Here is a 22183-nt window from a genome sequence, read left to right on the forward strand (position 1 = left end):
TTGCGGGAATCCTGCGAAAACTGTGAAGCGCGGGAACAGTTGATGCGACCAAGTTGCCTGCGGATCATGCCCTGGTTGAACATTGTTCATGTTTCGCGCCGAGTCTCGCACCCGCGTGGTCAAACCGACAGCGCGAAGGCGAAGAAGGCACAGAAGGCAGGCCGACATGGGTCACGGGCACGGACACGGTCACGCGCATGGACACGGGCATCATCACCACGAGCACGACCACCAGGGCACCGATCTCCCGGCCGCCTTCGACACCTCCGTACCCGACGAGGCCCTGACCCCCGAGCAGCACTCGCGCCGCTCCATGCTGCGCCGCGCGGGCCTGCTGGGCGCGGGTCTGACGGCGGCCGGAGTGCTCGGCGGGACGGCCGCCGCGCAGGTGTCCACGTCCACGCCGGCCTCCACCGGCAGCCGGAAGGGCAAGGGCTTCCTCTGGCTGGCCGGCGACCACCACATCCACACCCAGTACAGCAACGACGGCAAGTACCGCGTCTCCGACCAGGTCCGCCAGGGCGCCAAGCACGGCATGGACTGGATGGTCATCACCGACCACGGCAACGAGACGCACGCCAAGATCGGTGTGGAGAAGGTCAACCCGGACATCAGGGAGGCCCGGGACGCGTACGAGGACACCCTCGTCTTCCAGGGCCTGGAGTGGAACATCCCGGCCGCCGAGCACGGCACCGTCTTCGTCCACCCCGGCAAGAACGAGGTCTCCGTACTCAAGCAGTTCGAGACCGACTACGACGGCGGCGTGAAGAAGGCGACGGACTCGACGCCCGCCAACGAGGCCCTCGCCATCGCGGGCCTTAACTTCCTTGCCGAGCAGGTCCAGCGGCGCAAGGTCAAGGACGCCCTGATGCTCGCGAACCACCCTGCGCGCAAGGGCATCGACTCGCCGCACGAGATACGCGCCTGGCGCGACGCCACGTCCGCGCGCCACCGGATCGCGGTCGGCATGGAGGGCGCCCCCGGCCACCAGGCCGGCGGTATCGCCGCGCCGACCGGCATGGGCCGCGCCCGCGGTATCTACGACGGCAGCCCGAGCGCCAACTCCTTCGCCGGTTACCCCCTGGAGAGCTACCGCACCTGGGGCGGCTTCGACTGGATGACCGCCACCGTCGGCGGCCTGTGGGACAGCCTCCTCGCCGAGGGCAAGCCCTGGTGGATCACCGCCAACTCCGACTCCCACAACGTCTACACGGACACCGCCAAGCGCGGCGGCCCCGACAGCGACTACCTCGCCAACGGCAAGCACACCGACCCCGTCTACAGCGGCAAGATCGACCTCACCGAGGGCGACTACTGGCCCGGCCAGTACAGCCGCACCCACGTAGGCGCCGACGGCTTCAACTACGCCGCCGTCATGGACGGCATCCGCGCGGGCCGCGTCTGGGTCGACCACGGTCAGTTGATCAGCGGCCTGGACGTTCGGGTGGCCGGCGGCAGCCGCTGGGCCACGCTCGGCGGCGCACTGCACGTCAAGAAGGGGACGAAGGTGACCCTGACGGTCGAGGTCGCGCTCGCCAGCGGTGCCAACTGGGCCGGTTTCGTACCGGAGTTGGCCCGAGTCGACGTCATCCAGGGCGATGTCACGGGCGCGGCGAAGGACAAGGACACCTTCACCGCCCCGACCGCGAAGGTCGTCAAGTCGTACGAGGTCGGAAAGTCCTCCGGCAGGGTCAAGCTCACGTACGAACTCGGCCGCGTGGACCGGCCGTTGTACGTCCGCCTGCGCGGGACGGATGGGAACCGCTCGGCAACGGGCCTGATGGGCAAGGCGGTTGACCCGTCCGGCCCGGCGATCGATGTCGTCGGCGACGCGGACCCGTGGGCCGACCTGTGGTTCTACTCCAACCCCGTGTGGGTCCTGCCCTCGTGACCACGTACGCGGGTGACAGCGCCTTCTGGGTCGACACCGAGACGACGACACTGCGCGAGGCCGACCACCTGCTCCAGTCGCTGGCCGCCGAACTCGCCCTCCCGGAGGGCGCATTCGGCTGCACGCACCTGGTGCGGGGGGAGCGGCCGCGGGTTGTGTTGTCGTTCACGGGGGCGTCGGAGGAGACGAGGCGGGGGCTGGTGGCGAAGGGGTACGAGGTGACGGCCGGTGTTCCTGACGCGGCGGGCCGCGCCGTCCTGTACCCCGGGGTCGCGGGGTTGACCGGGACAGTGACGGTCGCGGAGCTGGTGTCGGGCTCGGCGATCGAGCGGGTTGCGGTGCTGGGCGGGTCCGGCGAACCCGCGCCGGATCAGCGGATCCTGACGAGGGATTTCGTACGTCCGGAATGGCGGGACGGGGAACTGGTCCTGACCGCCATGCCTGCCGCGGGCGGCGTCCTGGTTCCGTTCGAGGTACCGGACCCGACGCCGTGTTGCGCGGACCATTGAGGCTGCGCCGCAGCCGACGGGATCAAGCAATCGCCGATGGATCCGGGATCAATAGATGACCAAGGTCTCCCGACCTTCTGTCGCACACGCGCAGCGATAGTTGGCCATTTACAGAGCTACTTGGCCACGAGACCCACCTCATCCGCAGAAGCGTGATCTTCAGGCTGACGCGTTGGTGGAGGGAGCGGAGCCTGTACGACTCCCCAGGGGTGTGCCTTGGGCCTAGTGCCGTATCAAGCAACGTTCGCCCTGTTGCTGTCCTGTGCCATTGAACCGCAGTGGGAACGAGTCGCTCTGTGCGGCTGTTAGAGTCCCGGACCGACGAAGGGGGCCGCTCGTGGCCAAGGTCAACATCAGTCTCGATGCCGAACTGGTGGTGGAAGTGATGGTCCTGGCCGGGGTCGGCTCCCCCCAGGACGCCGTCGAAGCGGTCGTGCGTGACTACATCGCCCGGGGGCACCGCACCGAGGCACGCACCGAGCTCAAAGATCAGAGCCTGCGCGAGGTCGAGGTCAAACCGCAGGAGCCTCAAGGCTGACCATTGTGATCGCGTGACGTCGCTCCAGCTCCGTTGGCACGCGTCCAAGGCTCGAGGGCAGGGCAGTTGCGGAGCATGAGCGCCGCCCAGGACGCTGTCCTCGCCCGGCTCGCCGTGGCGAACCGCCACGCCGACGACCGGAGCCTACGCGCCGTCGTCGACAGGGCGAACGTTGCTTGATGCGGCACTAGTGTCGAAGCCATGGCTCTGCTTGATGTGGTGGGCGCCGTTGCCGGGGTTGTGGCACTCGGCTTGGGTGGGTGGCAGCTTCGTGTCGCGATCCTGGACCGCCGCGATGCCCGCAACGGTCGGACTGCTGATGGCGGCCCGGGCACGGGAGTGGATGGGGCACTGTCGGTCGCAGTGCCATTTGGCCGTCTCCCCGTAGATGTCCTGGGCCGTGATGCCCTGTTGGCCGAGCTGAACGCCTCACTGGGTGGTGCCTGGAGGAAGAGGCGTCCGGGAGTGTGGGTGCTGGCTGGGTTGGGCGGGGTCGGCAAGTCGACGGTCGCGCTGCGGCTGGCTGCCGAGGCTCGTAGCCGGGGCTGGCCGGTGTGGTGGGTGAATGCGGCGGATCCGCTGTCCCTACGCGGTGGGGTCTTGGAGGTTCTGCGGCAAGTGGGTGCGCCCGATGCCGTTGCGCGTGAGGTGCGGGACGGCACGCCCACCGCTGCCGACCGGTTCTGGACGTTCCTTGAGGGCGCGGTCAAGCGGGCTGTGCTGATCTTCGACAACGCCGACGAGCCGGCTGTGCTGGCAGCCGATGGTGTGTCGCTGCCCGGTGACGGCACTGGCTGGATACGGTCCAGCAGCGGCGTACTCATCGTGGTGACCACACGCACCAGTGATCCCCGCACGTGGGGCTCCTGGGCCCAGATGAGGGTGTTGACGGCTCTCGACGACGATTCCGCGGCGGATGTGCTGCGCCGCCTGGCGCCCCGGGTGGACGATCCCACGGGCCGGGAGGCCATGGCTCTGGCCAAGCGGCTCGGCGCGCTGCCGCTCGCGTTGCACCTGGCCGGGACCTACCTCGCGTCCCCCTTCGCACGCTGGCACGGCTTCGGCGACTATCAGCAGGCGCTGGACGGTACCGCGGCGCCGGAGGTGATCGCTGACCTCGACACCATCCGTGCGAACTCGCGGACAGCGGTGTCCCAGACTTGGGAGCTCTCGCTCGACGCGCTCGCTGCCCAGGGGCTTGAGCGGGCACGGCACCTGTTGTACCTGCTGTCCTGTCTCGCCCCCGCCACACCGATTCCGGGGGGCCTCCTGCGACCGGAGGCCGACACCGACGCACGTGAGTTCGCCTCAACCCTGCGCGGCCTGGCCGAGGTCGGGCTGATTGACGTCGCAGACGATGAAGCCGTGGGGCATCGTGATGTCGTCGTACATCCCGTGGTGGCCGATATCTGCCGGGCCCACATACTCACGAGCCCGACAGCGAGCGGAATTGCGGTCATGGCGGACGCCGTACGGCTGCTGTCGGCAGCCGGCGGAGAACTCGACAGCGAGCGCCCCGGCGACTGGGCTGCCTGGGAACGGCTGCTCCCGCACGTTTCCGCCGGTGTGTCATGGATGGCCCCGCACCTGGACAACGAAAGCCTAGTCATGCTGCTGACGGTCAGCCGGGCGGGATTCAACGCTCTGTGGGGCATCGGAAGACAAGGATCCCGCGACGGCGAGGTCCTGGCCCGAGCCAACCTGGCGGCGGCGGAGCGGCTCGGCGACGAACACCCCGACAACCTCGCGGCCCGCAACGATCTGGGGATCTATCTCTGCGCCGCAGGCGCACCCCACGAAGCAGAGGAGATGTTCCGAACCGTTCTGGCCGGTCGGCGCAGGGTACTGGGTGAGGACCATGTCGATACTCTGCGCACGCGAGACGCACTGATCGGCGCGATCCTTGAGCAGGGCCGCTTCGATGAAGCCGAGCCGATGTACCGCGAGCTGATCGCCGACATGACCCGTGTCCTGGGTGCCGACCACCGGGAAACCCTTACGACCAGCGTGGACCTTGCGTGGTCCATCGGCATGCAGGGACGTCCAGCGGAGGCCGCGGAGATCTGCCGACAGACCCTCGACCTCGACCGCCGAATACTGGGCGACGAGAATCCAAGAACCCTGGACGCCTGGGACGACCTGAGCCGATGGACCAATGAACGGGGTGATCACGCCACCGCCGAGCAGATGTCCCGCGAACTCCTGGACATCGAGCTACGGGTGATGGGATCCGAGCACCAACTGACGCTGACCACTCGGGCGAACCTGGCCCGGGCCATCGCCAACCAGGGGCGACTCGACGAAGCCGAACACCTGCTGCGCGAAGGGCTGGCAGACATGGAACGCGCACTCGGCGAAGAGCACTATCGATCGATCACGGCTCGTCGCTATCTCGCCGACACAGTGGCCGCCCAGGGACGTGTAGCGGAGGCCACGCAGCTCTATGTGCAGGTGTTGCACCTTCAGCAGCGTCGGCTCGGTCATGAGCACCCGGAGACGCTCGTTACCCGCCAACTCGTGGCAGAAACAGCGAGCTGACGACGCCGAGGCCGGCCATGCGAGGCCGCCTTGGCGCCACCAGTGCAGGTCCGGACCCGACCTCGCGGGTTTCGCCGTTGAGGTGGGTGTATCCGGCGGCGGTTGCCCGCTCCAGCGCGGTGGACAGGTCCGGGGCGTGGTCGGCGAGCACGGTCAGCCCCTTGTGCAGACAGCGGGAAGACCTCAATGGTTCCCAGCCTCGTACGAGCCGGCCACCGGACCGGTGGCACTGGCCTTCCTCTCAGAAAGGTGGCTGCAGAGTCGATCCTCTGCGAACTCACTATTGACCGGTCAATTGCCTGATTGTACGGTCTAGAGGGCGGCGCTGGTCGCCGTGCAGATCAGGCGGGAGACCGACATGACGAATCAGGCAAGGGTCCAGCCCTCTGGCGCTCGACTACCGACTGAAAAGGATCTCCACCGTGGGAACGGCGCCGGCCGTCACGGGGCCCAGCGTGTCTTCAGTGAATCGGTGAAGGCGGGGCCGATCGCCCGTCATCGGCGGTCCAGAAGGCTCCAGGCGCAGCCGCGCCCGGTACCGTCGTCGGCTCGGCTCCGTGGTCACCCGCGAACCCGCCCGGCAACCGCGCGGGACGGGTCGGGAACAGCACCCCGCCCATGAGGCTCGGACTCGGAAGACTGGGCTGGTCAGCTCGCTCTTACCAGTCAATTGAGCGAATGTACGGTCTAACCATGACCGTGCCACTCTATGTACAGATCAGGCGAGAGTTCGAAGCGAAGATCCGGTCCGGGGCCCTCCCGCCTGGCGCGCGTCTGCCGAGCGAGATGGATATCTCCGCCGAGTACGGCGTCAGTCGTGCCACGGCCCAACGGGTCCTCAACGACCTGGCCGAGGCGGGGCTGGCAATCCGTCGGCGGCGTCACGGATCGTTCGTCGCGGACGTGACGCGGCAGATCAATCTGCTCAACTTCGTCACCCCTGCGGCAGCCGCAAAGGGTGCGCCGGGCAGACACGAAGTGGTTTCCGCGCGGATCGTCAGGGCCGCCGACGCCATCCTGACCCTCCCCGGCGCTCCCGCCGACACTGCCGTGGTGGAACTGGTCCGCCGCAAGCTGAACGTGCGCGAGGAGCCGCAGTCGGTCGAGCGGCACGTCGTCCTCTTCGCGGCCGCCCCCGACCTGCTGAACGAGAACCTCGAAGACCTCGTGACCCTCCCGTATCTGCAGCGCAGAGGAGTACCGATCGACGCGATCCGGCTCTACCTCGACCCGGTGGCTCTCGACGAGCACGACGCCGCGCTGCTGCACAGCGAGACCGGAACGCCCGCGCTGATGAGGCGCAGGGAGTTGCGTACCGATGACGGAAGCACCGTCGAGGTGGTGACGACCCTCGTCCGTCCGGGAACCGCCGAGTTCTTCCTGGAGCTGCCCGTCCCCGCCATGTGAGCAGCGTGCCGCTGCCAGAAAGGAAACGCGTAATGAAGGTCATCATCATCGGTGCCGGCGTGCTGGGCGTGAGCGTCGCGAGGCATCTTGCCGTCGTCGGCGAGGACGTTCTCCTGCTCGATCGGTGGGGAGCCGGCACCGGCACGACCGCGACCACCTTCGCCTGGACCAACTCCAGCCGGAAGCCCGACCCGGACTACCACCGGCTGAACCTCGCGGGGATGGAGGAGCACGCCAGGCTCGCTGCGCAACTGCGCGGCGCACCGTCGTACTTCCCCAGTGGGGCGCTGCAGTGGGCGGACGCCGCAAACGAGCAGCGGCTCGCCGACAACGTGGAACGACTGCAGGCCCTCGGCTACCCCGCCCACTGGGTCACCCCCGACGAAGCGGCGCGGACCGTAGGCGGCCTCCGCATCCCGGCGGTCATCACGTCCATCGCGCATTTCCCCAGCGAGGGATACGTTCTGCCGGACCGTTTCGTGAGCAACCTGCTGGCCGACGCCGAGCAGCACGGAGCCAGGTGCGCGCTCGGCGAGGTCGTGGCCATCGACGACGGGCCTGACGGAGTCTCCGTCACCCTGGCCGGAGGTGAGGTCTGCACGGGCGATCGAGTCGTCCTGGCGGCAGGCCGCTGGACAGAACGGCTCGCAGCACGGGCCGGGATCGACGTTCCCATGGTGACGGACGCCGGTCGCGGAGCGCCGACCGTCGGTCTGCTCGGGTACGCCAGGTCCCCGGAACTCGACCTGCGCTGCGTGATCCACAGCCCCGGTCTCAACCTCCGTCCCGCGGCCGGCGGGCATACCGTCCTGCAGGCTCTCGATCTGAACGCCCACGTCGATCCGGCAGACCCTCCGTGCGCGGACGGGGACATCGCGAGCACCCTCGCCCGACGGTTCTCCGCACTGCTGCCCGACCCGGGCCGGGCACCGGAGATCGACCTGCGCATCGGCTTCCGGTCACTGCCCGCGGACGGCCACACCGTCGCGGGCTATGCCTCCGCGCGGTCCCGCGTCTACTGTCTCGTCTCGCATAGCGGGGTCACTTTGGCGCCGATTCTGGGACGGCTGGTCGCGGCCGAGATCACAACCGATCAGGAGCAGGACCTCCTTGGGGCCTTCCGGCCCACACGATTCACCGGCGTACGGCGCTCGGACATCGAGGTGGATCAACACGCCACCAGTCTGGGCGAGCAATAGCTGACAGCCCTCTCCCGCGATTCCCTTCACGGAAGGCCTGATGGCATGACAGCCACAGACGTCCGCGACACATACACCAAGGGCAGAATGAACAGCCTGCTCCGGGTGATCGGCGCGATCGAGCGTGCCGGGAACAAGCTTCCCCACCCGTTCTGACTCTTCTGGATCCTGGCCACAGCATGGAACACGGCCGCACTACCTGAACGAAGATCGCAAACCGTCACGAGATGTTACTGAGAAGGCTTCAGTGATGCTCCAGCGTCCGTGCCGCAGCCATGAGGATGCGATTTCCTCGCAGGGCTGAACCCCCCGGAGGGTTTCGCAAGAATTCGCTGAACGCCGCTCAGCCGCGGGCGGCGTACGTGACGAACTCCGTCCAAGTGGTGGGGGAGAGGGCGAGCTGGGGGCCCTCGGTGTTCTTGGAGTCGCGTACGTGGATGGTGGTGGGGCAGGTGGCGACCTCTATGCAGTCGTCGCCGGAGCCGCTGCTGTGACTGGACTTGCGCCAACCGGGGGCGACTTCGAGGCAGTCGCCGTCCCCACCGCTGCTGTAGCTGGACTTGCGCCAGTCCAGGGCGACTTCCAAGCAGTCGCCGCTCGCGTCACCGCTGTAGCTGCTCTTGAACCAGGCCAGTTCGTCGGTGCTCATAGCGCTCCTCGCAGTTGTTTCAACACGCTCGCGGAGTCCTCGGGAATGAGGGCCTGCGAGCGCAGTTTCGCATACCGCATCTGGAGCACGCTGATCGTTTTCGGGTCAGAGATGAGCTGGCCGGTTTCCTGGCCTTCGATGTAGCCGTACCACTGGTTCTGCGGGGTTTCCAGCAGCATCATGGGCCCGTTCAGCCCGGCATGCACACCTCGGGAAAGCGGCAAGACCTGGATCTCGACATTCCTCAGCGAGCCCAACTCCAGGATTTGCTCGATGAGTTCACGAGTGACTTCAGCCCCTCCCGTGCAGCGCTTGAACATGTGCTCATCGAGGATGAAGCTGAACGCGGTGTTCTGCCGCTCCCGCAGCATCCGTTGCCGATCCTGGCGGGCGGTCAGCCGGTCCTCGATCTCCTGGTCGGTGAACAGAGGAAGCCGGTTCTCGAAGAGCGTCCGTGCGTACGCCTCCGTCTGCAACGTGCCCGGAATCAACCGGCATTCATACGTGTACAGACTGATCGCGGTCTCCTCCAGCCCCGCCCACTTCCGGAACCAGGCCGCCAGCCCCGGCTGCCGTCCGATCTTGCGGGCCGCCTTCCGGAGGATCCCGTACGCGTTGAGGGCCTGCTCGGCCGCCTCCACGAAGTCGTCCGGGGGCAGGCGTCTGCCCTGCTCGACGGAGGCGAGGAAGTGCACGGAGAACCTCATCTTCCGGGCAAGTTCCTCCTGGGTGAGTCCAGCGTGCTCGCGAAAGCCCTGCAGGACCGCGCCGAAGGTCTGGAGGCTCTCGGAGGGCTCGGGTTCGGTGTTGTTGCTGCCGGTGGTCATTGCGTCGCGTACTCCCAGGTGGTGTTGTGTGCGCAACCGCGCGAAGTCACCCATGGTTACGGTCAGTTAAGCGTCCTGTCCACCCTGAGTACTCGTACGCTGACGTTGCGTACGGGTGGCGAAGCTGGCGACCGCGCGCGTACGCCGCCACTGTGGACGCATGACGAACCACGTCCTGCCTCAATTCCCGCTCACCGTACGCACGTTCGCGCAGCGACTGAGCTCGACACCACGAGGAGCCAGCCTCGCCCGGCGTCTCGTGGCGCACCGCCTCGACGCGTGGGGCTACCCGTACGGCAGCGAGACCAACGACACCGTCACGTCCATCGCGGCCGAACTCGCGGCGAACGCGGTGCGTCACGGCCGGGTGCCCGGCAGGGACTTCCGCGTACGGCTGACGGAGGACGAGCGGGTGCTGCGTATCGAGGTGTCCGACCAGCGCGGGGATCGGTTGCCGGTGCTGGGGGTGCCGAGCAGCGAAACCGAGGGCGGACGCGGGCTGTTGCTGATCGCGGGGCTGGCGGCTCGGTGGGACGTGGACCTCCACTCGGACGGTCCGGGCAAGACGATCTGGGCGGAGGTACCCCGCCCCGTGGCGTAGCCGCCGGCACTGGCTCCGGTCCGGTCTCCCAGCGGTGGGGGGATTGGAAGCTTTGGGACAACGGCAGTTGGGAAAGTCCCTGGTCAGGGCGTGGGCGGGCGGTGGTCGTGTGTCCCAAACCTTCCAATCGCCGGCCTTCCACGTAATCCGGTGGTGGGCGGAAGTCCGGTCCCGGCAGAGTGGCCGTATGCCGACGCAACCTCCCACATCCAGCGCCGCGTTCCTCCCCGGCCTCGAGCTCTCCCGGATTCTGTACGAGGAGGCCGTGCGGCCGATCCTCGCCGAGGCGTACCCGGGGCTGAGGTACACGGCCGCGCGGATCGGTTCGGGCTCGGAGGTGCTGGGCTTCGACACGGCGCGCTCGGCGGATCACGAGTGGGGTCCGCGCCTGAACCTGTTCCTGTCGGCCGAGGACGTAGCCGAGCATGGCGAGCGCATCCACCGGCTGCTGGCGGAGCGCCTGCCCAAGGAGGTGCGCGGGTGGCCCACGCACTTCCGGCGCTGGGACGACTACGCGCTGGACCCGGTATCGGGTCACATGGAGCTGGTCGACGGGCCCGTCGACCACCGGGTGTCCGTGGACGGGCTCGGGCCGTGGCTCGTGGCGCAGCTTGGCGTGGACGCGCTCGCCACCACCGAACTGACCGTGCAGCACTGGCTTTCCATCCCGCAGCAGCGGCTCGTCGAGGTGACGGCGGGCGCCGTCTTCCACGACGGACTCGGCGCGCTGGACACCGTACGGCGACGCCTTGCCTGGTACCCGGACCAGGTGTGGCGCCACCTGCTGGCCTGCCAGTGGCAACGGCTCTCCCAGGAGGAGGCGTTCGTCGGCCGTTGCGCGGAGGTCGGGGACGACCTCGGCTCGGCGGTGGTCGCCGGGCGCCTGGTACGCGATCTGATGCGGCTGTGCCTCCTGCTGTCGCGGACATACACCCCGTACAGCAAATGGCTCGGCAGCACCTTCGCCCGGCTGCCGGTGGCCGCCGACCTCACCCCGTCGCTGCGCGGGGCGCTCGCCGCGACGCAGTACGCGGACCGGGAACGGCACCTGTGCGACGCGTACGAGAAGGTCGCCACCCTCCACAACGCCTCCGGCCTCACCGACCCGATCGACCCCACCCGCCGCCGCTACCACAACCGCCCGTTCCTGGTCCTGCACGCCGAACGCTTCGCCCAGGCCCTGAACCAGACGGTCACCGACCCGGAGCTGCGCTCCCGCCCACTGATCGGCAGCGTGGATCAGTGGGCAGACAGCACCGACTTCTTCAGTCTTATCGGTCAGGTCGACGGTCCGGCCGCCGGGTTGATGCGGTTCGACAGGTCGGCGCACCTCTTGTAGCCCGCCGTGGCGGGCATTCAGTCCAGTGCGGCGAGGTGGTCGGTGGCGCCTCCACGCCACTCGATCAGAAAGAGGGTTGCGTCGTCGCTGGTGCGTCCGCCGCGTTCCTCCTTCAGCGTGTGGGACAGCCAGCGAACCTCCGCCCTTACCCCCTCTTCGATCTGACCCATACGGTTGACGCAGCGGATGAGTTGTTCTTTGCCGAACAGCTCCGCGCCGTCCTCGTGCTCCTCGATCACGCCGTCGGTGTAGCACAACAGCTGGTCACCGCGCTGCAGCCGGTGTTCGCTGACCCGGGGCTGGTCGCCGCCGAACCCCACCGGCAGCGTGGTCGGTCCCTCCAGCGACCGTACGACCTTGTGGTTGCGGATCAGCAGCGGCGCGGGGTGGCCGGCGTTGACCCAGTCCAGGTGGCCTGTGGCAACGTTGAGCTGCATCATCTGCGCGGTGACGAAGTGTTCGGGCCCGAACTGCCGGGCGATGGCCTGGTCCATGAACGCGTACTTCTCGGCGAGACTGATGTCGGCGCGTCGGGCGTGGCGGTAGGCGCCGACGGCGACGGTGGCCATCGTGGCGGCCTCCAGGTCGTGGCCCATCGCATCGACGACGGCCACATGCAGGATGTTGTCGTTGAGGGCGTAGTCGAAGCTGTCGCCGGCGACGTTGTAGGCGGGCTCCAGGATCCCGGCCACCCCGACCTGGGGCACGGACATCGACAGCGGCGGCAGCAGGGACCATTGCATCTCCGCGGCCAGGCTCATCGGCTCGCGCCGTCGGGCCTGGAAGAACTGGTCGGTATAGGCGCTCTTGGTCACCAGCAGGTCGGCGACCAGGCCGGAGAGCCTGCGCAGCAGACGCCGGTCGTCGTCGTCGACGCTGTCCAGGGTGAGCGCCATGACGCCGACCTCGTCGCTGCCGTCGAGCAGCGGCAGGTGCATCCGCACGGCGTCGGCTTGCGGCACCTCGATGACTTCCATCCGCAAAAAGGCCCGTCCGGCCGGGGAATCAGTGATCGGTTGGGGCTCGCCGACGCGCAGTTTGCTGCCCGGCAGCGGGACCAGCAGTTCCTGCCCGTAGTCCTGCAGCAGGATGGAGACCTCGCGGCCGCCGATCCTGGCCACCTCCTCCGCGATCAGCGGAGCGATCAGCTGCGGCGGCATCTGCTGCGCCCGATCCAGCAGCAAGCCCAGCAGCCGCTCGCCGAACCCCTCCGACCGGTCCACCGCGCTGTCCTTCACTGCCCGTCCCCTCTTCACCTTCTGCCATGCCGCGCGATTCCCGGCAACCCGGGGTCCGCCACCGGCACAGCCGGCCACCGCACAGCGACTGAGGTCACCAGCCCGTCCGAGCCGCAGGACACGGCATGCCGCGGTCACCGCGCGCACGGCATCAGTCAAGCCGCTGGATGGCGGACGGCGGCCTGACGCTTCGGCGTGGAGGCCGTTTTTCACCCGTGCAGTCGCGAAGTCACCGCCAGAGCTGTGGGGCCCCGAACGAGGGGGACAACATGCTCCTCGACGCGTACCGGCCCGACCAGACGGTCGTCAGGCCGTCGGGTCGAGGCCCTTCGACAGGCCGGTGTAGGCGGGCTTGGCGGCATAGCTCTCGTTGTACGGGAGGGCCGCCCCGTACCCGTTGAACGTGCCCGGCACCCACGAATACTTGTCGGTGATGCCCCAGACCGTGATGCCCGCGCAGCGGGGGACGCCCAGGCAGTTCTCGCTGGCCGTCTTGTAGTCGGTGGACTGCTGGGCGAGTTCGGTGGAGGAGGCGGGCGTGGGGATGCGGATGTCCAGTTCGGTGATGGAGACCTCCAGGCCCAGGTCCGAGAAGCGCTTCAGGTTCGCCTTCATCGAAGAGGGGACCTGGCCCACCACGAAGTGGGACTGGAAGCCGATGCCGTGCAACGGGACTCCGTCGGCGAGGAGTTGCTTGGCCAGCGCGTACAGGGCGTCGCTCTTCGCGTTGTCCGCCTCGATGTTGTAGTCGTTGATGTACAGCTTGGCGGCGGGGTCGGCGGCGTGGGTCCAGCGGAGCGCGTTGGCGATGTATCCGGTCCCGAGCTTGTTCTGCCACAGCGAACTGCGCATCGAACCGTCCTCGTTGAACGTCTCGTTGACGACGTCCCAGGAGTAGATCTTGCCCTTGTAGCGGCCGACGGTCGTGTCGATGTGCTTCTTGAGGATCGTGTTCAGCTCGGAGGCGGAGAAGTTGCCGTTCTTCAGCCAGGACGGGAGCTGGCTGTACCAGGCCAGGGTGTGGCCGCGTACCCCCTGCTTGTGCGCGCTCGCGTGCGCGACGAGGCGGTCCGCGGCGGCCCAGTTGTAGCTGCCCCGGCTCGGCTCCAGCGCGTCCCACTTCATCACGTTCTCGGCCGTCACCGAGTTGAACTCCCGGTCCAGGACGGCCGTGTACGCCGACTCGTTCTGCAACGGGCCGTCGGCGACCGCCGCACCGATCTTCACGCCGCGTGCGTCGGCGTGGCCGCGAAGCGTGGTGGCGGCGCTGGCGTCGGGCGTGAGCTGGGGAACCGTGACGGCCGCCGCCGCGACCAGTGCGCCGACGGCCACGAGGGGGAGGGGGCGCAGAAAACGGCTTCGGCGACGTCTGGGGGAGTACGGCATGGATGCTGCTCCTGGCTCGATGTGGGGGTGAGGGCCGGGCCCGCGGGTGCGGTGGTACGTCACCCTCCAGTCGCCGCCCACCGGGAGGAGGTTGCCGGGAAGCCCGCAGACACGCGTGAGTCCCGCCGGGCATCAACCCGAAAGAGCCGTCACTCCCGTATCCGCCCCGCCAGCACCGCCGCCCCCAGCGCCGACACGATCAGCGTCACCAGTGCCAGTCGCAGATCGGCCGCACCCGCGAGGAGGCCCACGGCCGGGCCGGCGAGGAGGAAGCCGGGCCACTGGCCGATGGTGATGACGGAGACGCCCTCGCCGGGCGGGACTCCGGGCTGCCGGCCGGCCAGGCCGATCGCCGCCGGGAGGACGCAGGCGATGCCAAGGCCGACGACGGTGAAACCGGCCAGAGCGAGCGGCAGGCCGGGCCGGACGAGGACGAGGGCCGTACCGAGGGCGACCGTCAGCAGCGAGAGCCGTACGAAAGCGCGTTGGCCCAGGCGAGCCACGAAGCGGTCGCCCAGCAGCCGTTGCACCAGGATCGCCACGGAGAAGCACGTGTACGTCGCCGCACCGAGCGCCGAACCCTCGCCCAGGTAGTCGGCCGTGTAGACCGAGCTCCACTGGGACGCCGCGCCCTCGACGAAGGACGCCAGGAACGCGATGGAGGCGAGCAGGATCAGCTGGGGAGTGAAGCGCTGCCGTACGGACCGGCGGCGTTCCTTGCGGATCTCCTCGTCCGGCAGCCAACCGGCGGACGCGAGCAGCAGCGTCCCGAGGATGCCGCTACTCACCGCCATCTGCACGCCCGGCGACACCCCGGTGGCCGCGGCGAGCGTACCGAGGGCGCCGCCGGCCAGCACCCCGCAGCTGTAGGTGGCGTGGAAGCTCGAGAGCAGGGGCCTGCCATGGCGGCGTTCCACCGCGACCGCCAGCGCGTTCACCGGCGTGGCCAGGAACGTCGCCGCGACACCCCAGAGCGTCAGCCCGGTCACCAGGGCGGGGACGGTCGACGCCCCCGCCAGCAGCGGCGCGTTGAGCAGGATGAGGGCGGCTGCCGAGAGGCCCAGCAGGCGGGTGCTCACCCGTCCGATCAGCGCGGTGATCAGCACGATCGCGACGAGGTCCCCGGCGGCGGACGTACTGCTCACCAGCCCCCACTCGGACACGTCCAGGCCGACCGCACCCCGGATCGCCGGGATGCGCGCCATCCAGCCGCCCTGGGTGGCACCCAGGATCACGAAGACCAGGCAGACCGAGAGACGGGCCCGTAAGTCGGAGGAGGACGGGGACGAGGACGATGACGTCGTGGTCGTCTTCACCCGTTCACCCCCGTGTAGTGCCGCAGACTCCACTTCCACAGCAACCTCGTGCCCAGATACGCCACCGCCCCCAGCAGCGGCGAAGCAGCCGCCAGCCAGTACGGCACCCCGGTGTCGTGCCCGTGCCCGGTCAGTACGGCCGCCGGGAAGTACGCCACGAACGCCAGCGGAAGCGCGAACGTCAGGAAGCCGCCCACCGCCTTCGGCAGCACGTTCAGCGGATAGCTGCCGAAGGTGCCGAGCAGTTCCTCCAGCCAGCGGCCCCAGTAGTCGGCCGCCGGGAAGCGGAGGGAGGCGCAGGCCACCACCGTGAACAGGGCCGCTTCCAGGAGCATTCCGCCGAGTACGCAGATGATGAGGTACGTGATCCGGCCCGCCGTCCAGTCCAGTTCGCTGCGGGTCAGCGCGCCCACCATCAGGCCGACCGCCACCGTCAGGTCGCCGATCGCGTTCGTGGGGAAGTACTGGAGCTGGAGCTGGCGGTACACCGGCATCGGGCGGACGAGGTACGTGTCGATCACCCCCTCCTGGATGTGGCGGCTCAGACCGTGCACCCGGCCGAGGAAGAGCACGAACAGACCGTGGGCCAGCATCCGGATCGCCGCGATCAGCAGTACGTCCGCGCTCTCCCAGCCGCCCATCCCGGTGAACCGGGTCAGCAGCACCGTCGCGAACACGATCACCGACACCTGCCAGATCGCACCGATCGCGATCATCATCAGGAACTCGGAGCGATACTCCAGCTGCGAACGGAAGTTGAGCTTCGTGATCCGCCACACGGTCCGCCAGGGCTTCAGCGAGAACAAGGGAGTGGACCAGGACTTCTGCGAGGACACGGTCAGCCTCCCTGGGAGATCACGCGCAGGGCGGCCCGCCGCCACACCAGCCGGGTGAGCAGGGCGAGAACCACCACCCAGGCGGCCTGAATCGCCAACTGAGTCCCGGCGTCCGACAGTTGGATCCGGCCCACGTGCAGCGACAGCGGCACGCTCAGCGTCGCCTGGAAGGGCAGAAAGCTGCTGAGCGTGATGAACCAGTCCGGGAAGAACCACAATGGCGCGTACACCCCGGACAGCAGGTTCTGCGCGAAGATCAGGATCAGCATCGCGGCGCCGTTGCGGAGCGTGAAGAAGCACAGCTGGTCGATGGCGAGCATGATGTAGTACAGGACCCACTGGCCCAGCAGCAGGCTCACCATGAACACCCCTGCCACGGCAGCCGACTTGGGCGGCTGTACGACTCCGGCGGCCACACAGACCGCGTAGCCGACGATGGCCCACGCGAAGCCGTAGATCTGCTCACCAAGGGCCCGCAGGGCGTAGTAGCGCTGCGGCGGCAGCGGGCGCAGGTACCAGTACACGATGGTGCCGAAGTGCATGTGCTGGAGCACCGTGTCGCGGCCCGAGTACTGGTCCAACTCCCGTACGCGCGTGGCCAGTACGGCGAGCACGGCGTACGTGACGGCCTGCTCGCGGTCGAGCCCGGCGGTGGTGCCGGTCGCCGCGTACAGGCCCCGCCACAGCGAGGCGACCAGCACCACCTGGACGGTCAGTCGCAGCAGGGCGGCGGTCATACGGGGCGGGGTGTGCAGCTCGCCGAGCGGGGTGACCCGGGCGGCCCGCCAGGCGCGCAGGGCGGAGGGCATGGCCACGGATCAGCCTCCCTGCGTCCGAGCCGGTGCCTGGGCGGCCACGTCACCAGCCACGTCGCCCGCCATGTCCGCGGCCATGTCGCCCGCCTGGACGTACGCCGCCCGCATCACGTCCTCCAACTCGGCCTCGTCCAGGGCGATGTCGGTCACCTCGTACCGCTCGATGACCTGTTTCAGCGCCTGGTGGACGGTCGGGGCGGCCGGCCCGTCCGGGCCGAAGACCACCTGAGGGCCATCCCGCCGTACGAGTACGACTCCGGGCCATGGTTCGACGGGGGCGTGCCCATCTGCGAGCGTGGCCCGTACCTGCCAGGTCGAGCCGAACTTCCGGCGGATCTCGTCCAGCGTGCCGTCCAGGACCAGCCGCCCGTGGTTGATCAGCACGACGCGCTCCGCGAGCCGCTCGACCTCCGTCATGTCGTGCGTGGTGAGCAGCACCGTCCGCCCGCGCTCCTCCACCTGGTACCGGAGGAACTCCCGCACCTGCTCCTTGACCACCACGTCCATGCCGATGGTCGGCTCGTCGAGGAAGACCACGGGCGGGTCGTGCAGCAGCGCGGCGGCCAGGTCGGAGCGCACGCGCTGGCCGAGCGAGAGGTGCCGTACGCGCGTGTCCCAGAAGGAGGACAGGTCGAGGAGGTCGTCGAACTCCCGCAGCCGCGAGGCGTGTTCGTCCGCCGGTACGTCGTAGATGTCGCGCAGGATCGCGAACGATTCCCGCACGGGCAGGTCCCACCACAGCTGGGTGCGCTGCCCGAACACGGCCCCGATGTTGCGCGCGTTGCGCTCGCGCTCCTCGTACGGGACGGTGCCCACGACCCGCGCCTCACCGGCCGTGGGCGTGAGGATGCCGGTGAGCATCTTGATGGTGGTGGACTTGCCCGCGCCGTTCGGCCCGAGTAGAGCGAGGAGTTCGCCGGGCTGCACCTCGAAGCTGATGTCGGTGACGGCGTGCTTGGCGACCCGCTCCGGGTTGACCAGTGATCTGACGGCGCCCAGGAAACCGGGTCGGCGCACGGTCGTGTGGAAGGTACGGGACAGGCCCCGGACCTCGATGCTGCCGCTCATGCAGCGGACCTCCTGGTCAGCCGGATCAGCCATATGGTCGCGACGAGACTGGCCCCCGACAGCACTGTCAGCAGCCACGGCACCGCGCGGATGCCGGACGATTCGATGCCCATCCCGAGCAGCGGAGGAGCCGCCACCCCACCGATCATCGACGCTGCGATCACCCAGGCGCCAGCCCTTTTTGCCTGGGGGAGGGCCCTGTTGAGCCAGGGCAGTCCGGTCGGGAAGACCGGCGCGATGAACAGGCCCACACCCGCGTACGCCCATGGGGCCGCCCCCGGAATCAGCGCGAGCAGCAGGCACGCCGTCATCCCGGCCGCGCACACGGTGAGGATGCGCTCGGGCGAGTACCGCAGCGTGATCGGCACGACGAGGAAGCGGCCGACGGTCATCATCAGCCAGTACACGGAGGTGGCGGAGGCCGCGACGGTGGCGCTGTAGCCGACGGTCTCCAGATGCGTGGGTTCCCAGCCGCCGACGCCCGCCTCGACGCCGACGTTGAGGATGTAGAGGACGATGAAGCCGATGAGTACGCGGGAGAGAAGGCCCCCGGTGGCGGCGGGTTTTTCCACTGAGAGCACCGGTGCCTCGCTGCCCACGCCGCCCGTGCACAGAATCAGCGCGCCCGCCAGGACCGCACAGGCCCCGAAGGCGTACGCGTACCCGTCCGGGCCCGTCCAGGCGATGAGTGCCGGGCCGAGTACCGCCCCGATGCCGAAGTGGGCGTGGAGAATGTTGAGCATCGCCGTCGACCGCTCGCCGAAGCCGACCGCGAAGAGCTGGTTGAGGCCGTAGTCGATACCGCCGAAACCGAGGCCGCCGAGGAAGGCCGCGGCGAGCGCGAGAGGCCAGTTCGGGGCGAACGCGAAGCCCGCTCCGCCGGCCGCCATCAGGGCGTAACTCGCCCCGAGCAGCGCCTTGTTGCTGATCCGGGAGTGGATCGCGTTGAAGGCCAGGACACCCGCGACGCCGCCCGTGAAGTGCAGGCTGAGTCCGAGTCCGGCCGCGGAGGGGGAGAGAGCGAACTCCTCGCGCAGGCCCGGGACCGCCGGGCCGTAGAGCGACTGGAGTATGCCGATGAGGACGAAACCGACGCATGACGCGACTGCGGCCGGACGGCTGAAGAGCCGCCCGGCCGCAGTCGGGGTGACCGTGTCAGTCACGAAGGTCCGAGAACACGAACGAGAACTCGGCGGGTGCCGCCCGCAGTTGGTACTGCGGCAGCGCGCCCGGACCGCAGGACTGCGAGCCGATGCCCTGCTGACCGTGGTCGAGGTTGACCCACACAGTGTCGGTGGGGGTCAGATCCGTCAGGTGCTGGGCCGCGTCCAGTTGCTCGTTGGTCCAGCGCCGCGCGCTGAACCAGAACTCCGGGTCGCCCTCGATCCGCAGCCCGCCGAGCTCCGCCCAACGGACGTCGGCCCGCGCGCCGTTCTCCTGCGGACGCACGTACGGAGTCTGCAGCTCATCCACCGAGGCGTGCCAAAGACCCAGCATCGAGGCCGACTTGGTGTCCGGGTACGCCTCGCCGGGACCGCCACCGAACCACTTCACCTGGTCCGCCTGCGCGAGCCCGAACCGGATGCCCAGCCGCGGCAACGGCACCGTCCAGTCACCCTCGGGCGCCACGGACACGGTCAGCTTCAGCCGCGTGCCGTCGGACGTCCACCGGTACACCGTGCGCAGGCCCACCTCCCAGGCGGCGGGCGCCACCCGGGTCCGTACGGTCAACGCGTCGTCGCTCAACTCGACGCCGTCCAGGCGGTGTTGCATGCGGTGCAGGCCGTACTTGCGCCACAGCGAAGCCCAGCGGATGTCGTCCTGCCAGGAGGCGCCCTCGTCGTTGTCGGTCGGCGCCCGCCACACGTCGAGACGGAGGTCCGTGACGTTCAGCCTGCCGATCGTCTTCAGCGCACCGGTGCGTACGTCGAAGGACGCCGGGCCGACGTAGATCAGCCGCTCGCTCGCGCTGGGCCTGTCACTTGCCACGACAGACGGCAACGCCCGTGGACTGACCGGCAGTTGAGCCCACGCGACCTCGTGGTCCTTCCTGCCCCACGCGGTGTCCTCCGCCAGCAGCGCCCGTACCGTCCACTGCGTCTCGGCCCCGCGCCCGTCGCCCGACGGCGGCGTCGGCAGCTTCACCTCCGCCGACTCGCCCGGCGCCAGCGCCGGCACGGACAGGCTGCCCGCCTCGACCGTCTTGCCGTCCACCTGGTACGACCACTCGAAGGCGAGATCCGACAGGTCGGCGAAGTCGTACGCGTTCGTGACCCGTACGGTCCCGTCCGAGCCGTCTCCCTCGATACGGACCGGCTCGATCACCTTCTTGAACTCGACCAGCCCCGGCGAGGGCTTGCGGTCCGGGAAGATCAGCCCGTCGCAGACGAAGTTCCCGTCGTGCAGCTCCTCCCCGAAGTCACCGCCGTACGCGAAGCCGAACCGCGCGTCCTTGAGGCCGTGGTCGATCCACTCCCAGATGAAGCCGCCCTGGAGCCGGTCGTACGCCTCGAAGATCCGCTGGTAGTCGGCGATGCCACCGGGGCCGTTGCCCATGGCGTGCCCGTACTCGCAGAGGATGAAGGGGAGCCCGCGCCGCCGGTGCGTGCCGCCGTCGAGGTCCCGGCCGATCTGCTCGACCTCGTCATGGGCCGCGTACATGCGTGAATACATGTCCGTGTCACGGCAGTTGATGTCGCCCTCGTAGTGGATGAGGCGCGAGCCGTCCCGGCCGCGGATCCACTCGGCCATCGCGGTGAGGCCGCGCCCGGTGCCGGCCTCGTTGCCGAGGGACCAGATCACGACGGACGGGTGGTTCTTGTCGCGCTCGACCATGCGGGACGCGCGGTCGATCAGCGCCGGGGTCCAGCGGTCGTCGTCCACCGGGTTGTCGCGCCAGGCCTGCTCGACGAAGCCGTGGGTCTCCAGGTCGCACTCGTCGATGACCCAGAGGCCGTACTCGTCGCACAGGTCGAGGAAGGCCGGGTGCGGCGGGTAGTGGGAGGTGCGGACGGCGTTGATGTTGTGCCGCTTCATCAGCAGCACGTCCTCGCGCATCGTCTCCAGGTCGAGGGCACGGCCGCGCTCGGGGTGCCACTCGTGCCGGTTGACGCCCTTGAAGAGGAGCGGCTTTCCGTTGGCCTTGATCAGGCCGTCTTCGAGTACGACCGTGCGGAAGCCGATCCGCAGCGGGATCCGCTCGCCCTCGGTGGCCAGCACGCCGTCGTACAGCTTCGGTGTCTCCGCGGTCCACGGCTGGACCGAAACCGTCACGGACTCGCCGGTCGCGACATCGATGTCCAGGGCGGGCACGGTGACCCGGCCGTCGACGTCGGAGTCGACGCGCAGGGTGCCGTTTCCGCTGACGTGGTCGTACGAGGCGTGCACGAAGAAGTCGAGCGCGCTGCCCGCCGGACGGTGCAGCAGCGTGACGTCCCGGAAGATGCCGGGCAGCCACCACTGGTCCTGGTCCTCCAGGTACGAGCCCGCCGACCACTGGTGGACGCGGACGGCAAGGACGTTCCCTGTGGGCTTCAGCAGGTGGCCGACCGCGAACTCGTGGGGCAGCCGGGAGCCCTTGAACTCGCCGATGTCGGTGCCGTTCAGCCAGACGCGGGCACAGGACTCGACGCCGTCGAAACGGAGCACGGCCCCGCCATCTGCCGGCCACTCGTCCGGCAGGTCGAAGACCCGCAGATGGTCACCCGTCGGATTCTCGGTCGGCACGTGCGGCGGGTCGACCGGGAACGGGTAGAGGTGGTTGGTGTAGATGGGCGAGCCGTGGCCCTGAAGGACCCAGTGACCGGGGACCCGCACCTCGGCCCAGTTCCCGGCGTCGTACCCCTCCGCGGCGAAGGAGTCGTCCTCGGCGTCGGCGGTCGCCGACAGTCGGAAGCGCCAACTCCCGTTCAGGGAAAGGGAGGCAGCGTCGGAGGATGCGTACCAGGCGCGGGGCGGCAGGGCCCCGCTCCCGGGTGAGACGTCCTCGACGTAGTCGACGGAAGTTGTGGTGCGCAATGACATCGG

Annotated in this window: 19 protein-coding genes and 1 pseudogene; 9 read left to right on the forward strand and 11 right to left on the reverse strand. The window is 68.9% G+C overall.

Annotation, left to right across the window (positions count from 1 at the left end; all coding sequences use genetic code 11):
- Positions 1-166: 166 nt before the first annotated feature.
- From IEZ21_RS22595 to IEZ21_RS22610, 4 genes are all read left to right on the forward strand, one after another.
- Positions 167-1891 carry a PHP domain-containing protein gene (locus tag IEZ21_RS22595; RefSeq protein ID WP_189323738.1) on the forward strand — a complete coding sequence of 575 codons (1725 nt, stop codon included), beginning with the start codon at positions 167-169 and terminating at the stop codon, positions 1889-1891.
- Positions 1888-2400: a hypothetical protein gene (locus tag IEZ21_RS22600; protein WP_189323739.1), complete on the forward strand. Its 513-nt coding sequence runs from the start codon at positions 1888-1890 to the stop codon at positions 2398-2400. Before IEZ21_RS22595 ends, IEZ21_RS22600 begins: the two co-directional genes overlap by 4 nt.
- A gap of 337 nt (positions 2401-2737) precedes the next feature.
- Positions 2738-2938 (forward strand): type II toxin-antitoxin system VapB family antitoxin, encoded by a 201-nt coding sequence (locus tag IEZ21_RS22605; protein WP_086800714.1) that lies wholly within the window; start codon positions 2738-2740, stop codon positions 2936-2938.
- Between the two features lie 471 nt (positions 2939-3409).
- Positions 3410-5476 carry a tetratricopeptide repeat protein gene (locus IEZ21_RS22610; protein WP_189323740.1) on the forward strand — a complete coding sequence of 689 codons (2067 nt, stop codon included), beginning with the start codon at positions 3410-3412 and terminating at the stop codon, positions 5474-5476.
- 76 nt (positions 5477-5552) lie between these two features.
- Here the strand turns inward: IEZ21_RS22610 and IEZ21_RS22615 are convergent.
- Positions 5553-5657: pseudogene (locus IEZ21_RS22615) on the reverse strand (IS5/IS1182 family transposase); the annotation flags it as partial.
- 512 nt (positions 5658-6169) lie between these two features.
- Between IEZ21_RS22615 and IEZ21_RS22620 the strand changes: the two are divergent.
- Genes IEZ21_RS22620 through IEZ21_RS47195 form a run of 3 tightly spaced genes read left to right on the forward strand, consistent with a single transcriptional unit; the run spans position 6170 to position 8238 of the window.
- On the forward strand, positions 6170-6883 hold the full coding sequence (locus IEZ21_RS22620; RefSeq protein WP_189323741.1) for a GntR family transcriptional regulator: 714 nt from the start codon (positions 6170-6172) through the stop codon (positions 6881-6883).
- A gap of 32 nt (positions 6884-6915) precedes the next feature.
- Positions 6916-8082, forward strand: a complete 1167-nt coding sequence (locus tag IEZ21_RS22625) for an NAD(P)/FAD-dependent oxidoreductase (RefSeq protein ID WP_189323742.1) — start codon at positions 6916-6918, stop codon at positions 8080-8082.
- A 45-nt stretch (positions 8083-8127) separates the two neighbouring features.
- The gene (locus IEZ21_RS47195; RefSeq protein WP_220450454.1) at positions 8128-8238 is read left to right on the forward strand and encodes an AbgT family transporter; all 111 of its coding nucleotides are present in this window, start codon (positions 8128-8130) and stop codon (positions 8236-8238) included.
- A 187-nt stretch (positions 8239-8425) separates the two neighbouring features.
- On the opposite strand, the gene IEZ21_RS22630 is transcribed toward IEZ21_RS47195, so the two are convergent.
- Complete coding sequence (locus IEZ21_RS22630) at positions 8426-8731, reverse strand: DUF397 domain-containing protein (RefSeq protein ID WP_189323743.1); 306 nt, start codon at positions 8729-8731, stop codon at positions 8426-8428.
- A complete protein-coding gene (locus tag IEZ21_RS22635) occupies positions 8728-9558 on the reverse strand; it encodes a helix-turn-helix domain-containing protein (protein WP_189323744.1) in 831 nt (276 codons plus the stop codon). Before IEZ21_RS22635 ends, IEZ21_RS22630 begins: the two co-directional genes overlap by 4 nt.
- A 160-nt stretch (positions 9559-9718) precedes the next feature.
- Between IEZ21_RS22635 and IEZ21_RS22640 the strand changes: the two genes are divergently transcribed.
- Both IEZ21_RS22640 and IEZ21_RS22645 read left to right on the forward strand, forming a co-directional pair.
- Entirely contained in the window at positions 9719-10159 is a 441-nt protein-coding gene (locus IEZ21_RS22640; protein ID WP_189323745.1) for an ATP-binding protein, read from the forward strand.
- 187 nt (positions 10160-10346) lie between these two features.
- Complete coding sequence (locus tag IEZ21_RS22645) at positions 10347-11498, forward strand: DUF4037 domain-containing protein (protein ID WP_189323746.1); 1152 nt, start codon at positions 10347-10349, stop codon at positions 11496-11498.
- Positions 11499-11515: 17 nt separating this feature from the next.
- On the opposite strand, the gene IEZ21_RS22650 is transcribed toward IEZ21_RS22645, so the two are convergent.
- The 8 genes from IEZ21_RS22650 to IEZ21_RS22685 all read right to left on the reverse strand — a co-directional run bounded on the left by IEZ21_RS22650 (position 11516) and on the right by IEZ21_RS22685 (position 22180).
- Positions 11516-12736, reverse strand: coding sequence for a PP2C family protein-serine/threonine phosphatase (locus IEZ21_RS22650; RefSeq protein ID WP_246568028.1), 1221 nt, complete (start codon positions 12734-12736; stop codon positions 11516-11518).
- Positions 12737-13042: 306 nt separating this feature from the next.
- Entirely contained in the window at positions 13043-14122 is a 1080-nt protein-coding gene (locus IEZ21_RS22655) for a glycoside hydrolase family 10 protein (RefSeq protein WP_189323747.1), read from the reverse strand.
- 149 nt (positions 14123-14271) lie between these two features.
- On the reverse strand, positions 14272-15438 hold the full coding sequence (locus tag IEZ21_RS22660; RefSeq protein WP_213089339.1) for an MFS transporter: 1167 nt from the start codon (positions 15436-15438) through the stop codon (positions 14272-14274).
- The gene (locus tag IEZ21_RS22665; RefSeq protein ID WP_246568030.1) at positions 15435-16274 is read right to left on the reverse strand and encodes an ABC transporter permease; all 840 of its coding nucleotides are present in this window, start codon (positions 16272-16274) and stop codon (positions 15435-15437) included. The genes IEZ21_RS22660 and IEZ21_RS22665 overlap by 4 nt, the downstream gene beginning before the upstream one ends.
- Positions 16275-16276: 2 nt before the next feature.
- Positions 16277-17083: an ABC transporter permease gene (locus IEZ21_RS22670; RefSeq protein WP_189323883.1), complete on the reverse strand. Its 807-nt coding sequence runs from the start codon at positions 17081-17083 to the stop codon at positions 16277-16279.
- 9 nt (positions 17084-17092) lie between these two features.
- Positions 17093-18157 (reverse strand): ABC transporter ATP-binding protein, encoded by a 1065-nt coding sequence (locus tag IEZ21_RS22675; protein ID WP_189323748.1) that lies wholly within the window; start codon positions 18155-18157, stop codon positions 17093-17095.
- The gene (locus IEZ21_RS22680; RefSeq protein ID WP_189323749.1) at positions 18154-19320 is read right to left on the reverse strand and encodes an MFS transporter; all 1167 of its coding nucleotides are present in this window, start codon (positions 19318-19320) and stop codon (positions 18154-18156) included. The genes IEZ21_RS22675 and IEZ21_RS22680 overlap by 4 nt, the downstream gene beginning before the upstream one ends.
- Entirely contained in the window at positions 19313-22180 is a 2868-nt protein-coding gene (locus tag IEZ21_RS22685; protein ID WP_189323750.1) for a glycoside hydrolase family 2 TIM barrel-domain containing protein, read from the reverse strand. The genes IEZ21_RS22680 and IEZ21_RS22685 overlap by 8 nt, the downstream gene beginning before the upstream one ends.
- Between the last annotated feature and the right edge of the window lie 3 nt (positions 22181-22183).

The sequence above is a fragment of the Streptomyces flaveus genome (assembly GCF_014647675.1).
Taxonomy (GTDB): Bacteria; Actinomycetota; Actinomycetes; order Streptomycetales; family Streptomycetaceae; genus Streptomyces; species Streptomyces flaveus.

Coding starts and splice junctions, on each gene's coding strand:
- IEZ21_RS22595 (WP_189323738.1), top strand. CDS start 167: ATGGGTCACGGGCACGGACACGGTCACGCGCATGGACACGGGCATCAT.
- IEZ21_RS22620 (WP_189323741.1), top strand. CDS start 6,170: ATGACCGTGCCACTCTATGTACAGATCAGGCGAGAGTTCGAAGCGAAG.
- IEZ21_RS22625 (WP_189323742.1), top strand. CDS start 6,916: ATGAAGGTCATCATCATCGGTGCCGGCGTGCTGGGCGTGAGCGTCGCG.
- IEZ21_RS47195 (WP_220450454.1), top strand. CDS start 8,128: ATGACAGCCACAGACGTCCGCGACACATACACCAAGGGCAGAATGAAC.
- IEZ21_RS22630 (WP_189323743.1), bottom strand. CDS start 8,731: ATGAGCACCGACGAACTGGCCTGGTTCAAGAGCAGCTACAGCGGTGAC.
- IEZ21_RS22635 (WP_189323744.1), bottom strand. CDS start 9,558: ATGACCACCGGCAGCAACAACACCGAACCCGAGCCCTCCGAGAGCCTC.
- IEZ21_RS22640 (WP_189323745.1), top strand. CDS start 9,719: ATGACGAACCACGTCCTGCCTCAATTCCCGCTCACCGTACGCACGTTC.
- IEZ21_RS22645 (WP_189323746.1), top strand. CDS start 10,347: ATGCCGACGCAACCTCCCACATCCAGCGCCGCGTTCCTCCCCGGCCTC.
- IEZ21_RS22655 (WP_189323747.1), bottom strand. CDS start 14,122: ATGCCGTACTCCCCCAGACGTCGCCGAAGCCGTTTTCTGCGCCCCCTC.
- IEZ21_RS22670 (WP_189323883.1), bottom strand. CDS start 17,083: ATGCCCTCCGCCCTGCGCGCCTGGCGGGCCGCCCGGGTCACCCCGCTC.
- IEZ21_RS22675 (WP_189323748.1), bottom strand. CDS start 18,157: ATGAGCGGCAGCATCGAGGTCCGGGGCCTGTCCCGTACCTTCCACACG.
- IEZ21_RS22685 (WP_189323750.1), bottom strand. CDS start 22,180: ATGTCATTGCGCACCACAACTTCCGTCGACTACGTCGAGGACGTCTCA.